The 13,490-nt window shown below is 59.0% G+C and carries 11 protein-coding genes; 5 read left to right on the plus strand and 6 right to left on the minus strand.

Annotation, left to right across the window (positions count from 1 at the left end):
* The first annotated feature begins 15 nt into the window (after positions 1–15).
* The 4 genes from FHT28_RS16595 (at position 16) to FHT28_RS16610 (ending at position 3,868) form a co-directional block, all read left to right on the plus strand.
* Positions 16–1,053 (plus strand): ABC transporter substrate-binding protein, encoded by a 1,038-nt coding sequence (locus FHT28_RS16595; RefSeq protein WP_168596778.1) that lies wholly within the window; start codon positions 16–18, stop codon positions 1,051–1,053.
* A 114-nt stretch (positions 1,054–1,167) separates the two neighbouring features.
* The gene (locus FHT28_RS16600) at positions 1,168–2,232 is read left to right on the plus strand and encodes an ABC transporter ATP-binding protein (protein ID WP_037201344.1); all 1,065 of its coding nucleotides are present in this window, start codon (positions 1,168–1,170) and stop codon (positions 2,230–2,232) included.
* Complete coding sequence (locus tag FHT28_RS16605; RefSeq protein ID WP_037201341.1) at positions 2,229–3,086, plus strand: ABC transporter permease; 858 nt, start codon at positions 2,229–2,231, stop codon at positions 3,084–3,086. The genes FHT28_RS16600 and FHT28_RS16605 overlap by 4 nt, the downstream gene beginning before the upstream one ends.
* Complete coding sequence (locus tag FHT28_RS16610; protein ID WP_037201338.1) at positions 3,086–3,868, plus strand: ABC transporter permease; 783 nt, start codon at positions 3,086–3,088, stop codon at positions 3,866–3,868. The genes FHT28_RS16605 and FHT28_RS16610 overlap by 1 nt, the downstream gene beginning before the upstream one ends.
* 194 nt (positions 3,869–4,062) lie before the next feature.
* On the opposite strand, the gene FHT28_RS16615 is transcribed toward FHT28_RS16610, so the two are convergent.
* Positions 4,063–6,084 carry an acyltransferase family protein gene (locus FHT28_RS16615; protein WP_168596834.1) on the minus strand — a complete coding sequence of 674 codons (2,022 nt, stop codon included), beginning with the start codon at positions 6,082–6,084 and terminating at the stop codon, positions 4,063–4,065.
* A 579-nt stretch (positions 6,085–6,663) separates the two neighbouring features.
* Here FHT28_RS16615 and FHT28_RS16620 point away from each other — a divergent pair.
* Positions 6,664–7,047, plus strand: coding sequence for a VOC family protein (locus FHT28_RS16620; RefSeq protein ID WP_037199371.1), 384 nt, complete (start codon positions 6,664–6,666; stop codon positions 7,045–7,047).
* Between the two features lie 213 nt (positions 7,048–7,260).
* On the opposite strand, the gene ugpC is transcribed toward FHT28_RS16620, so the two are convergent.
* The 5 genes from ugpC to FHT28_RS16645 form a co-directional block, all read right to left on the minus strand.
* Entirely contained in the window at positions 7,261–8,361 is a 1,101-nt protein-coding gene (ugpC, locus tag FHT28_RS16625) for a sn-glycerol-3-phosphate ABC transporter ATP-binding protein UgpC (protein ID WP_168596779.1), read from the minus strand.
* 9 nt (positions 8,362–8,370) lie between these two features.
* Positions 8,371–10,314, minus strand: a complete 1,944-nt coding sequence (locus tag FHT28_RS16630) for a beta-L-arabinofuranosidase domain-containing protein (RefSeq protein WP_168596780.1) — start codon at positions 10,312–10,314, stop codon at positions 8,371–8,373.
* Between the two features lie 28 nt (positions 10,315–10,342).
* Positions 10,343–11,212 carry a carbohydrate ABC transporter permease gene (locus FHT28_RS16635; RefSeq protein WP_168596781.1) on the minus strand — a complete coding sequence of 290 codons (870 nt, stop codon included), beginning with the start codon at positions 11,210–11,212 and terminating at the stop codon, positions 10,343–10,345.
* Positions 11,212–12,123: a sugar ABC transporter permease gene (locus FHT28_RS16640; RefSeq protein WP_113108986.1), complete on the minus strand. Its 912-nt coding sequence runs from the start codon at positions 12,121–12,123 to the stop codon at positions 11,212–11,214. Before FHT28_RS16640 ends, FHT28_RS16635 begins: the two co-directional genes overlap by 1 nt.
* Positions 12,124–12,225: 102 nt before the next feature.
* Positions 12,226–13,473, minus strand: a complete 1,248-nt coding sequence (locus tag FHT28_RS16645) for a sugar ABC transporter substrate-binding protein (protein ID WP_047560454.1) — start codon at positions 13,471–13,473, stop codon at positions 12,226–12,228.
* Between the last annotated feature and the right edge of the window lie 17 nt (positions 13,474–13,490).

Here is a 13,490-nt window from a genome sequence, read left to right on the forward strand (position 1 = left end):
ACAAGGGGAACCGAAATGATGAACATGAACAGGCGGCAGCTTCTTGCCGGAATGGGCAGCCTTGCCGCAGCAAGCATGATCAGCCTTCCTGCGCGCGCGCAAAGCAAGACCCTCGTGGTGCCGACGCTCGGGGGTGCCTGGGAACAATTCTGGCGCTCGACGCTGGCACCCGCATTCACGGCAAAGAGCGGTGCCGCGGTGACACTCGATGCCGGCAACGGCCGTGTCTGGAGCGCCAACCTTCGGGCGGCAGGCGCTCAAAACCCGCCCTATTCTATCCTGATGACCAACGAGGCCTTCGCCTCCAGTCTGCGCAAGGAAGGCTTCTTCGAGAAGCTCGATCTGACGAAACTGTCGAACTACAACGATCTCTACCCTCTTGCGAAGAAGACGGATGGCTGGGGTGCCGTGGCCATGGTCTCGCCGATCGGCATCGCCTACCGAACCGATATGGTCAAAACCCCGCCGAAGGGATGGAAGGATCTCTGGGAAAACCCGGAGTTCAAGGGTCGCATTGGCCTCTACAACTTCGCCAATACGGCCGGCAAGATGGAGCTGATGCTGGCATCGAAGATCTTCGGCAAGGATCAATACGACATCGATGCCGGCTTCAAGGCGCTGGAAAAGCTCGGCCCCGTCATACAGGCGGATTTCAATCTGTCGACGGGCCTTGCAGCCGGCGAATTCGTCGTTGCGCCCTTCGACTTCGGCGAGGTGGCGCGCTTGCGATCCCAGGGGCTGCCGATCGATGTCGTCGTTCCCGAAGAGGGCATGCTGATGTTCGACCAGACGCTGAATATCCTTGCCCATGCCCCGGAAAAGGAACTCGCCTACCAATATGCCGACTTCCTGCTTTCTCCGGAGGGGCAGATACCGCCCATGAAGCAGTTCTTCGTCTCCCCCACCAATTCCAAGGTGGTGGTCCCGGCCGACCTGCAAAAGGACGTGCCGATCTCGGGCGAGGCCATGGACAAGATCCTGACATGGGACTGGAACTTCATGAACCAAAAGCAGGCCGAGTTCTCGGAGACCTGGGCAAAGGTCATGCGCTAGGCGCGCCCTGACGATCCCCTCGCTATGTGCCGGCCCGCCTCTAGGCGGTCCGGCCCCTCTCCCGACATGGTGGCATGGACGCGGTCGCCGCCGACAGAATTTGGAAGATCGATCATGACAGAGGTGAGCATCGAAGCGCTGACCAAGCACTATGGAGCATCTCTTGCGGTCAACGGCATCTCCGTGAAAATCGCAAAGGGTGAGTTTATCTCCCTTCTTGGCCCTTCCGGCTGCGGCAAGACAACTACGCTGAAAATGATAGCCGGCTTCGAGGACGCCACATCGGGCGCGATCCGTTTCGATGGGCAGGACGTCGTGCATGTGCCTGCCGAAAAACGCGACATTGGCATGGTCTTCCAAAACTACGCCCTGTTTCCGCATATGACCGTAGCGCAGAACCTGGCGTTCGGACTGGAGATGCGCCGCAGACCGAAGCGCGAAATCGCCGAGCGCACGGCGCGTGTTCTCGACATGGTACAGCTCTCCGGATATGCCGACCGCTATCCGCGCCAGCTTTCCGGCGGACAGCAACAACGCGTCGCCCTTGCTCGAGCGCTGGTGATCGAGCCCCGAATTCTCCTTCTCGACGAGCCGCTAGCCAACCTCGACGCCAAGCTGCGCGAGGAGATGCGCATCTTTATCCGCGATCTTCAGAAGCGTGTTGGCATCACCACTGTTTACGTGACCCACGATCAGGCGGAGGCGATGACCATGTCGGATCGTGTCGTGATCATGTTTGGCGGGCAGATCGCCCAGTATGGCGCGCCGGCCGATATCTACGATCGGCCGGCCAGCCTCGAAGTCGCGCAATTCGTGGGGCAGGTCAACATCCTTTCCGGTCGGCTGCTCTCCACCGACGCCAACGATATCTCGGTCATCGATACAGCACTCGGTACGGTCAGGATCTTCAATGCTCCAAGGTCGCCCGGTGGGGCCGTGACGCTGGTGCTGCGGCCCGAGGCCGTCGAGCTGTTTCCCGAAAGTGCGGGGCAGGCAGGCGTCCCGGCCACCGTCACTGCGAGCTACTATTCGGGCAGCCTGATCGACTATCTGCTGACGCTCGACAGTGGCGACACCATCAATGTCCAGACCTTCCCTCGCAGCCGTTTCTCTCCGGGCGATCGTGTCACCGTCAAGGCCGATGGCGATCGCTTCTGGGCGCTCGGAGCTGCCGCATGAGCCTTCGAGCGAAATCTCTGAAGCCCTTTGCCCTGATCGCCCCAGCTGTTCTGCTGCTCGGTGTCTTCCTGGTATTGCCGTACATCAACATCGTGGTCATGAGCCTGCGCAATCCGGGGAGCGGCACGCCCTATGCGCCCGGCTTCACCCTCTCAAACTATCTCAGGCTCTTTGCCGACAGCTTTTATCTGGAGCAGACCGCAAACACGTTGGTGATCGGCTTCATCACCACCTTTGTCTGCCTTGTCCTCGGCTTCCCCGTCGCCTGGCAGCTTGCGAAGACCCAAATGCGTTTTCGCGGCCTGGCCTATGGCCTCGTGCTCTCACCGCTTCTCGTCGGCATCGTCATCCGCAGCTATGGCTGGACGATCCTACTCGGCAATAACGGCATGATAAACCGCACGCTGATCGGCTTCGGCCTGATCGATCGCCCGCTTGCCCTGATGTATAACTCCCTTGGGATCGTGATCGCGCTGGTGCACGTCTTCCTGCCCTTCATGATCCTGCCGCTCATGAGCGCGCTGCAGGGGATAGACCCTTCAATCGAAGCGGCCGCCCGGTCGCTTGGTGCCGGACGCATCACCGCCTTTCGAAGAATTGTTCTGCCGCTGGCGATGCCCGGCATACAGGCCGGCTGCATACTGGTCTTTGTCCTGTCGCTCAGCGCCTACGTCACTCCGTCCTTGATCGGCGGCCTGCGCGTAAAGACGATGGCCGTCAGCGTGGTCGACGCCCTTATCGATACGTTTCAATGGCCCTTCGGCTCGGCCATGGCACTGATGCTGTCTCTAACCGGGGCTATGGTGGTGATGCTGTTTGCCAGGCTCACCCGCATGAAATGGAAGGCGAACTGATGGCCAGGCACCTCCTCACCGGCTATTGCCTGCTGATCTATGCCTTTCTGTTGCTGCCGATCCTCGTGGTCGTCGGCGCCTCTTTCAATGCTGGCGCCTTCCTGACGTTCCCGCCACAGGGACTTTCATTTCGCTGGTATGTGGTGTTCTTTCACAACGAGGTCTTCCTCAACGCCATCAAGACATCGCTCTGGGTGGCCGCGGTCTCGACGGTGATCTCCTCGATCATCGGCACAATGGCGGCGATCTTCTATGTCCAGCACGCCGGACGCTGGAAGGAAAGCATCCGCCTCGCCATGCTCCTGCCGCTGCTGCTGCCGGAAGTGCTGACGGCCATCTCGCTGTTGTTCTTCGTCTATTCGATCGGCATGGGCACACGGACGATCGCAGCGATGATCATCGGCCATTGCCTCATTACCCTTCCCTTCGTCTTCATCAACGTTTCGGCGGCCATGGAGTCCTACGAACCGTCCTGGAGCCTGGCGGCCAAGAGCCTTGGCGCGGGACCACTGACGCGGTTTCGCCGCATCATGCTGCCGCTGATCAAGCCAGGCGTGATTGGCGGATGCCTGTTCGCCTTCATCATATCCTTCGACACGTTCACGATATCCTTCATGCTGAAGAATGTCGGCACCGCCACGCTTCCAATCCAGCTCTACGATTATCTGCGCACGAACTTCACACCGGAGGCAGCGGCAGTTTCAACGGTATCCATCGTGCTGACCTTGTTCATCGTCGTCCTGTCGGAGAAAGTACTGGGACTGCGCATCCACCGATTCTAGGGCATTTGCTGCTTTTTCACCCTCCGCTTGGCGACGAACGAATTCGCCGCTGACTCAGCGAGGGTCGTGGCAACCCGAAGGCCGGCGCGGTGGCGTTTTCCGTGGTCGATGATTGGTCTCATCTGACACTTTCAGCCTGCGGGATGACGACCATCGTTGACCGGTCACGAACGATCAGCGCCGATCATTCTCCGCTATCGACGAGCTTCCGAGAGGACGGGGACGTAGAGCGGACTGAGGGTTGCTGCAAACGTTGCCGTCAGGTGGTCGGCATCCTTATAGAGCGGCAGACCGTTTCGCACCGCATCGCAACGACCATGGCTACAGAGAGAGGGAAGAGGGTCGATGAGCGCAGCTCCATAACGTGCCGCCAGACGTGTCAGGATCGCGTGCGAAAGCGCCTGCCGCTTCTCGATATAGTCCAACGGCGGCGCGACGTCCGTCGATGTGCCTCGCGTTATCGCCTTGGCGACGGCCTCAGGCATGTACCGCCCCATCTCCGGAACATCCGAGACCAGCACGACCCTCGTTCCCTGCTTGGTCAGCTCCGCCACCAGGCGATCCAGCGTTTCGACGACGGATGCTGATCGGTCGTCCAACGGAGGCGGCACCGACAGGTCGAAGTAAGGCCCCTCGTTCGGCAACTCGGCATCGTGGACATATTTGGGCCAGTAGGCCACCAGGAAAACCAGCGGAATATGTTGTGCCGCAATCAGATCGTGCACTGCTCCATTGAAGTCGCCGCAGAGCCCGGTATCGCCCCGAGGTGTGAGCTGAACACCCGGCAAAGGAGGGCACGACGAATGTCCTGCAAAGAGGCCGGTGATGCCAACCAGTTTCGCAGCCGCATCGATGGCCGGCGCCATCGCGCCGGAATGGGAATCGCCCCAGACGACAAAAGATGGTTTGGCAGAGCCTTCGAAACCGAGCGGACAGAGCTTGCCTGCATAAATATCTGCCACAGAGGGCCCGGATTTATCGGAGTCGGCAAAACACGGCGGTAGGCTGAATCGGCTTTGATCGTACGTGGAAGCGTACACCGTCCGGGCATCCGCGGGTAGCCGATCCGGCACACCGCGATGATGAGCAACATAGTCTCCCAATCCGACTGAAGCGATCAGGACCCCCGCGGCGCTTGCGAACATGGGTATGCGCTTCACAAAGCTGGCGCGTCCACGGAACGGCTGCTCCACGAAACGCCAAGAGATGGTGGCGAGAACGAGCGATGCGATAACGATCAAACTGCCCTGCAGCAGGGAAAGCTGGCGTCCCGCGACCTCCCGGCTGAATACGATGATCGGCCAGTGCCAGAGATAAAGGGAGTAGGAGATCAGCCCCACAAAAACCAATGGTCGGGATTGCAGGAATCTGCCCGCAGGCCCCGTCTCGTCTCGGCCATGGATAATCAAGGCCGCGCCGAGGCAAGGCAGCAGCGCCGCCGGGCCGGGAAACAGCGTCTGGTCGCTGAAGCCGAATATGGCAATGGCTACCAGGAGGATGCCACCCAGGCCCAGCCCTGCCCGCAGCGCCGACTGCTGCGGCACCGGTATTGCATTGAGGGCCAGCAGCGCCCCAAGGAGGAGCTCCCAGGCGCGAAACTGAAGGAGATAGAATGCCTCGGCCTGCGACCGAAATAGCATCCAAGTGCAAGCGACCAACGATACGGCCAGCAAGCCTGTCACGATGAGCCTAGCACGCCGTCGCGCAAATCGGTTGATCAGCAGCAACAGCAAGGGAAACAGGATGTAGAACTGCTCTTCGACAGCAAGAGACCAAGTGTGCAGCAGCGGCTTCATCTGCGCGCCGATGTCGAAATATCCGCTTTCCTTTTCGAACTGGATATTCGAGGTGAACAGGGCGGCCGCCTTCAAACTGCGGGCGAAGTAGACAAATTCGGCTGGCATCAGCAGAAACCAAGCCGCGATCGAGGAAGTGGCCAGGACAGTAAACAATGCCGGGAAAATCCGGCGGATACGGCGCTCATAGAATCGAACGAGACTGAACTCGCCCTTTGCGATCTCGCTGGAAATCAGCGATGCCATCAGGAAACCAGAGATGACGAAAAATACGTCGACGCCGACGAAACCGCCGCCGAAGCCGGGTACGCCCGCGTGGTACAGAACCACCGGAATAATAGCCAGAGCCCGGAGACCATCGACATCCCGGCGATAGTCAAGACCGCTTGACCCATGTCCGTGCGTTGGTGCTAGAGGCAACGAGCGCCGAAGAACAAGATTCAATTTCAACTCTCCAAATGCACCGCGATGCGCACACAGCCGCAACGTGTCTCTTTTAGGCAAATAGTCCCATTGGCTGACGTAAAACTGAAGATTTGAGCTTCGCGGCCTCAAGCTCGGCGTTCTGATCGACCTCGACGTTCAACTGGGTTTAGCCAGGAAAGCAAGATTGCCTCCCTATGGCGCCGACAGGGGCAGGATACGTTCTGGCGCGGACCTTGAACCCTGGCGTCATCGGAGGCCCAAAGTCTAGCTATGGGTGCCGGTCTTTCATTCTGGACCTTAGCCCTGTTGTGTATCACACTCTTTTGGTGCCCGAGGGAGCCTGGAAGGCGATAAAAAGTTGTTGGCTTGGTGCTTCATTGAAATCCGTAATCACAAGCGACAGCGGATATGCCACTGTTATCCTGGTTGTGAGGCAAAAGCGGGGCGGGCATATAACTTCGCTTGGCGGGACCCGTTGCCCTCTAGGCCAGGATCTCTACCCTTCAATATTCTTTGTATAGGTTGCTATTAGCACCCATTTGGAAATAGCTTCTCGCGCGTCTGGAGATTGCGATGAACCTTAACCAAGTCACTGTGACGATGCCCGATCTGGATGAAGGATGGCGTTTCTACTGCGCACTCGGTCTTGTTCCCATCGTGGATGCGAGACCCAACTATGTTCGATTTATTTGCCCTGACGGCGACAGCACTTTTTCGCTACATAAGGGCGAAGCGGCTGGCAATGGCACCACGATCTATTTCGAATGCGATGACGTTGATACTCAGTACGAAAACCTCGTTGCCGCGGGCATAACCTTTTCGTCGCCGCCCCAAGATCAAAGCTGGTTGTGGCGCGAAGCAGAGTTGTTTGACCCTGGCGGAAACCGCATACTTCTGTATTTTGCCGGACAAAATCGGATCAATCCGCCATGGCGAATTCGCCCCTCCAACCCGTAGCATCTGGACGGGTTGAGTATGATGCGCCGTCATTGACGGAATAGGAGCCGATCCAAGACGATTTCAATTTTGGGCATCGCTGGAATGCACAACGATAGTCCTGCGGTTTCCGATACCGATCGAACGCCGACCGTATCGCAGCACAAGCTCCCCCTACTACCCACTTTCAAGCAGGTAGCGGCAGGCGACAACGCCCGTGACGTTCGATCACATCTATCCAAGCGAGAGAGCCGAGCCTGTCTCCACGTCAAATAAGTGCATCTGGTTCATATTGAACGACAGTGGCATCGCCGTCTGAGGCTTAGGTCCGCTTTCCGGGTCGATGCGGGCGCACAGGTTGGCGTCGCCGATGGAAAAATAAACCATAGTCTCCGGACCAAGAGGCTCTACCAGATCGATCCTCGCCTCAACGTCTGCAAAGCCTGGGCGCTGTTGACGATGGCTAATCGATTCGGGCCGTATACCGAAAATGACTGATTTTCCAGCATGGCGCGCATACTCGTTGACGCGTGCATCGGGAACCAGAAGCTCGGCGCCGTCCGCCAGAGCGACGGCAACTCCCCCGCGGCTCGAAACCAAATGCGCCGGAAGGAAATTCATCGACGGCGAGCCGATGAAGCCGGCGACGAACTGGCTGACCGGGCGGTGATAGAGTTCCTGCGGCGGCCCCGCCTGTTCGATGGCGCCGCCATTCATCACCACAACGCGGTCGGCCATCGTCATGGCTTCGACTTGGTCGTGAGTGACATAGACCGTCGTGGTTGGGAGTATCTGGTGCAGCCGCTTGATCTCCGTACGCATCTGAACGCGGAGCTTCGCATCGAGGTTCGACAACGGCTCGTCGAAGAGGAAGACCTTAGGATTGCGCACGATCGCCCGCCCCATCGCGACGCGCTGGCGCTGGCCACCGGAAAGCTGGCCCGGACGCCTGCTCAGGAGCTCGCCGATATGCAGCGTTTCGGCAGCGCGGGCGATACGCGCATCGATCTCGCCTTTCGTCAGCTTCTGCTGCTCCAGGCAGAAAGAGATATTTTCACGCACCGTCATGTGCGGATAGAGCGCATAGTTCTGGAACACCATGGCGATATCGCGCTTTCCAGGCCCTAGGCGATTCACGACCTGGTCGCCAATGACGATCTCGCCCGCCGTAATATGTTCGAGACCCGCGATCATGCGCAACGTGGTCGATTTTCCGCAGCCTGACGGCCCCACGAAAACTACGAATTCATTATCTTCGATTTCAAGGCTGATGCCCCGGACGGCTTCATAGATGCCGTAGGATTTGACGACGCTTTTCAGTTCCAGTCGTGCCATCGTTTTCTCCTATGATTCCTGCAGCCAGATCGCCATCGCTCCGGCCTCGCGATTGGCCCAGAGATGGTAGGGAATCGCCTTGAACGGCCTCTTCTTCAATGCGGGCGGTGCGGTGCGATAAAGCGCATTCTCCCAACCGGCATCTTCGGCCTCGAGCGCCGTGCCCTCGAGAACTGCAGCACCACCGAGAAGTCCTGCGTCGTAGCGAGCCGAAATCTCCGACGTTGCCGGCAGGCGAAGCCGCTGCGGCTCGCCGCCAAGATCGGTCTCCTCGACGCAATAGACGACCGGGCCGCGCCGCAAGGCGACGCGTCCGCCATCTTCCGAGACGGCCGGGTGGGCGTAGATGCGGTCGACCGGCATCGACAGGCTGATGCGGACTTCGTCGCCGTTCAGCCATTCCCTTGTGATCGCCGCATAACCGTTCGTCACGCATGCGCCGAGATCGACGGCCATGCCATTGACGAAGATCTCAGCGCTCCGGCACCATCCGGGGATGCGCAGATGCAAGGTGAAGCGGCTCGGCTGTTCGAGCGCGAGCTGCAGCCTGATGTCGCCGTCCCAGGGATATTGGGTCTCCTGCTTGAGACGAACGAAGGTGTCTCCGATCATCAGCTCGGCGGAATTGGCGCCATAGAGATGAACGGCGAGTTCACTATCCTTGGTGGAATAGAAATACTGCCCGAGTGACGTGATGAAGCGGGCGATATTCGTCGGGCAGCAGGGGCAATAATGCCATTTCCAGCGGCGGTGCTGCCCGTGGCTTTCCAGCACATTTTCATAGAAATAGTGCTCGCCGTCGCGGGAGATGCCAGACAGGGCTCCGTTGAACAGCACGGTTTCCAACCTGTCGGTGAATTTGCTGTTGAGATCGATCTGGGCCATGCGGTGGCTCCAGAAGCCCAGTGCGACCGCGGCGCATGTCTCGGCATAGGCCGTTTCGTTCGGCAGATCGAATTCACGGGTAAAGCCCTCGTTGGATGCGGACGGACCCAGGCCGCCGGTCACATAGAGCTGCCGGCCGACGAGATTGTCGTACAGGCGCTCGCAGGCTTCTTTCAGTACCGGATCGCCGTTCTCGACAGCCAGATCCACCATCGCCGAGAAAAGATACATGGCGCGGACCGCATGGCCGACCACCTGCTGCTGCTCGCGCACCGGCATGTGAGCCTGGCTATAGGCGTATGTCTTGTAGACATAGTCTTGCGGATCTTCGCCGCGGTTGCGCGCCTCCTCGTCGTAATAGGACGGCATCTGACCGCGTTCGTCGACGAAATAGGTCGCAAGCTTCAGATGCCGGGGGTCGCGCGTGACGCGGTAGAGCTTGACGAGCGCCAGTTCGATTTCTTCGTGGGCGTCATAACCTCTCAGCTTGCCGGGCTCCCGGCCGAAGGTGTCAATGATATGGTCGACGGCGCGGATCATGACATCGAGGAAGCGGCCCTTCCCTGTTGCTTCATAGTAAGCGACGGCTCCTTCGAGCAGATGGCCCATCGAATACATTTCATGCAGGTCACGCAGATTGGTCCAGCGCTTTTCCGGTTCGCGGCGAATGAACCAGCTGTTGAGATAGCCATCCGCCATCTGACCTTGTTCGAGCTTGGCAACGATATCGTCGATCTTCGCCTCGATCTCGGCGTTGGGATGGGCCTTCAGCGTGTAGCTAGCAGCCTCGATCCATTTGCCAAAGTCGGAATCGAAAAAGTGCTGCATCGACAGGCCACTCGGCTGGATCGGGCGGACGAGCGGTCCGGCGGGCCTGTCAAAATCGAGCACTTCCAGGAAGCCCTCTTCCTCCAGCCGCTTGTGCTGGGTGGGAATGGTGACGTTGCGCACCGTTTCGCTCCAGCCCTGCCAGAAGCCGCCATCGAAGACGACGCTGGAATGATCGGCAGGCAGATAACGCTTGAGGCCTGTGAGCGGTGCCGGTTGAACGCGAGGTGAACTGGACATGACAACTCCTTCAGCGGAACGACCGCTGTCATTTCACGGCGCCAGCCGTCAGGCCGCGCACGTAGTATCGTTGCAAGAGAAGAAAGAGCAGGATGCAGGGGACCATTGTCACGGCAATGCCGGCCTGCAGCGCGCCCCAATCGATGATGCCGTAAATGCCCGAGGAAACATTGACCAGCATGATCGGCAGGGTGAACTTGTTCTGATCGGAAAGAAAAATCAGCGCCGCCAGGAACTCGTTCCATGAGTTCAGGAAGGCAAACATGGCGATCGTCGCAACCCCGGGCAATGCGATCGGCAACATGATCCGCCGCAAAATCGTCGCCTGCGAAGCGCCGTCGATCCGCGCCGCCTCGATCAACGCCTTTGGCACCGCATCGAAGGCATTGCGCATCATGAAGACGGAAAAGGGCAGCTGGAACGTCACATAGATCAGCACCAGTCCAAAGAGATTGTTCTGCAGCCGCAAGGCCTTCAGGATCAGGAAGAGCGGCGTGAGGATCGATTGGAACGGGATCATCATCGTCGCCATGATCAGCACGAAGAGCGCGGATTGCCCCGGAAAGCGGAATTTCGAAAAGCCGTACCCCGCCGGAACCGATATCAGCACCGTCAACAGCACCGTTCCGGTGGCGATCAGTACCGAATTGCCGGCATAGACGTACCATCCGGCTCCGACATGCTCGAGGCGACGGTAGTTCTCGAGCGAGAAGGTCTTCGAGAATAGCGCCGCCGGATTGGCAAGCGCCTCGGCCGCAGGCTTGAAGGAATTCGCGAAGGACCACACGATCGGCATCACAAAAAAGACGGCAAAGACAAGAGCCACGAGAATGAAGGCGAGATAGCCGAGCCGCTCGCTCGCGGGCTTGGGCGCAAGCTTGTAGTTTAGCCGGTGCATTAGCCTTCCTCCGGACGCTGGCGAAGAAAGACGAACTGGATCGTGCTGATCGCTACGAGGACGACGAGAAGCGCGAACGAGATCGCCGAACCGTAACCCAGGCGATATGACGAGAACGACGCGAGATAAATCGAGAACACCGCCGAGATCGTGCTGTTCTCCGGCCCGCCCTGGGTGATGATGAAGAACTGGTCGAAAGCCAGCATCGACGAGGTCACGTTCAGCACGAGCGCCAGCACCACCGAATTTCGCATCAGCGGCAACGTGATCCGGCGGAACCGACTCCAGACATTGGCACCATCAATCTTGGCAGCCTCGATCACATCATCCGATATGCTCTGCAGACCTGTCAGCAGGATGATCATGGTGAAGCCCGCCGTCTTCCAGACGACCATCAGAATGACGACACCAAGTGCCGGCCAGAAGCTTTGCAGCGGTCTCGGGGCGCTATCGATAAGCCCCACTCCCCGCAGCAGCTGCGCGAAGACGCCGCTATCTGGATTGAGCAGCCACATCCACAATGTCGATGCGGCCCCGAACCCGATGACGACGGGCATGAAGTAGATCGTGCGGAAGAAGCCGGCGATGCGAAGCGGCCGGTCGACAAGCAGCGCGAGCGGGAAAGCCACCAGGAAGATCGCAGCAGTCACCAGCACGGTATAGAGCAGCGTGAAACCCAGGGAATGCCAGAGTTGGACGTCGCCCATAAGCTCGGCATAATTGGCAAGGCCGATGAATTTGGTCCGGCCAAGAAGCGGCCAGTTGTAGAAGCTCATCCAGATCGTCATCACCAGGGGGACGAGGAAAAGTACGACGATGAACAGAAGACCCGGCAGGATGAACGCGAGACCAAGCCATCCCTTCGGTTCGGGTTCTCCGCTGGAGATGGCTCGCGTCTCATTGTGACGCATCGACGATCTCACGGCTGTTTCCCCCTTGGTTGACTATCGACATGTTCGGTCAGAAAGGCAGGGCGTGTTCGAACGCCCTGCCGAAATCGCGGGCGACACCACTCAGTTCGGATTGGTCCGCTTGAGAATGCGGGTAAAATCGGCCTGTGTCTTGGCGATCGTTGCATCGACATCGTCGCCGAAAATCGTGCCTTGAATCAGGTTGAGGAAGGGACCGGTGCGGCTGACGAAAAGCTCATCCGAGGAGAAGGTGTAAGGCGTGCGTGCCTTGGCGAGAATGTCGTAGGCGACGAGATTGCGCTTGTCGAATTTCGCATAGGCTTCGGCGGCCAGATCGGTGCGCGACGGCATGCCCGATTCCTGGGTAATGTAGACCTGCTGCTCGGGTTGCATATAGAAATTGACGAAGTCGAGCGCGACCTTCTTCTTTTCCGGACTGATGCCCTTGATGAGCGCAAGCGTGTCACCACCCGCGAAGCTCGATTCACCGCCCTTCGGCCCCGGGATCGGCGCGACGTTGAACTTCACATCCGGATATTTGCTGGTCAGCAGGTTGACGATGTAGGAGCCGGTCATCAGGATGCCGACCTTGCCCGAAGCGAACGCTTCGACGGCATTGTTGCCGTTGCCGGAACGGGATGTGGGATGGATCGCGCCCGCCTTCCACATATCTCGGTAAGCCGCGATCGTCTCGCGCAGCGCCGGTGTATCGACGGTTGCTGCACGCCCGTCATCGCTCAGGACGTCGGCATTTGCGGCCCAGAGATGCGGCAGGAAGTCATAGATCAGCCAGCTTCCCGAATTGGCCACGAAATAAAAGCCATAGGTCTCGTTGCCGAGCGCCGTGATCTTCTTGGCGTCAGTGGCGATTTCCTCCAGCGATGCCGGCGCCTTGTTGGGGTCGAGACCGGCCTTTTTGAAGAGATCGGTGTTGTAGGCGATGATCGACGCATCCGGCAGTGCCGGCACGCCGTAGATCTTGCCGTCATAGGTGGCAAGCCGGATATGGGACGGGCTCATCGCCTGGGAATATGGCAGGCCTTTCACAAAGTCGGTGATATCCTCCAGACCATCAGCCGCGGCAAAGGTCGGAAGGTAGATCAGGTCGAGCACGGCGCTGTCAGGAGCCGCGCCGCCGGCAATAGCGGCGCCGAGCTTCGGAACCATCTGCTCAGCCGTGATTTGGGTCACGTTGATCTTGTCGGAATGCGATGCGTTGTACTTGTCAGCCAGCCCCTGAAGCACGGCGCCGGACGAGGTGCGTACCCAAAGGGTGATGTCGGTAGCATTGGCGAGCGTCGCGCTGGCCAGAAGCGAAAGCGCAGAAAGCGTCAACTTTAACTTGAACATAGATGTTCCCCTTTTTC

The sequence above is a fragment of the Rhizobium sp. SG570 genome (assembly GCF_012275345.1).
GTDB classification, from domain to species: Bacteria; Pseudomonadota; Alphaproteobacteria; order Rhizobiales; family Rhizobiaceae; genus Rhizobium; species Rhizobium lusitanum.

Excerpts from the sequence above, each read along its gene's own strand:
- ugpC (WP_168596779.1), bottom strand. The coding sequence starts at position 8,361 with ATGGCACGACTGGAACTGAAAAGCGTCGTCAAATCCTACGGCATCTAT.
- FHT28_RS16605 (WP_037201341.1), top strand. The coding sequence starts at position 2,229 with ATGAGCCTTCGAGCGAAATCTCTGAAGCCCTTTGCCCTGATCGCCCCA.
- FHT28_RS16600 (WP_037201344.1), top strand. The coding sequence starts at position 1,168 with ATGACAGAGGTGAGCATCGAAGCGCTGACCAAGCACTATGGAGCATCT.
- FHT28_RS16620 (WP_037199371.1), top strand. The coding sequence starts at position 6,664 with ATGAACCTTAACCAAGTCACTGTGACGATGCCCGATCTGGATGAAGGA.
- FHT28_RS16630 (WP_168596780.1), bottom strand. The coding sequence starts at position 10,314 with ATGTCCAGTTCACCTCGCGTTCAACCGGCACCGCTCACAGGCCTCAAG.
- FHT28_RS16635 (WP_168596781.1), bottom strand. The coding sequence starts at position 11,212 with ATGCACCGGCTAAACTACAAGCTTGCGCCCAAGCCCGCGAGCGAGCGG.
- FHT28_RS16640 (WP_113108986.1), bottom strand. The coding sequence starts at position 12,123 with ATGCGTCACAATGAGACGCGAGCCATCTCCAGCGGAGAACCCGAACCG.
- FHT28_RS16645 (WP_047560454.1), bottom strand. The coding sequence starts at position 13,473 with ATGTTCAAGTTAAAGTTGACGCTTTCTGCGCTTTCGCTTCTGGCCAGC.
- FHT28_RS16595 (WP_168596778.1), top strand. The coding sequence starts at position 16 with ATGATGAACATGAACAGGCGGCAGCTTCTTGCCGGAATGGGCAGCCTT.
- FHT28_RS16610 (WP_037201338.1), top strand. The coding sequence starts at position 3,086 with ATGGCCAGGCACCTCCTCACCGGCTATTGCCTGCTGATCTATGCCTTT.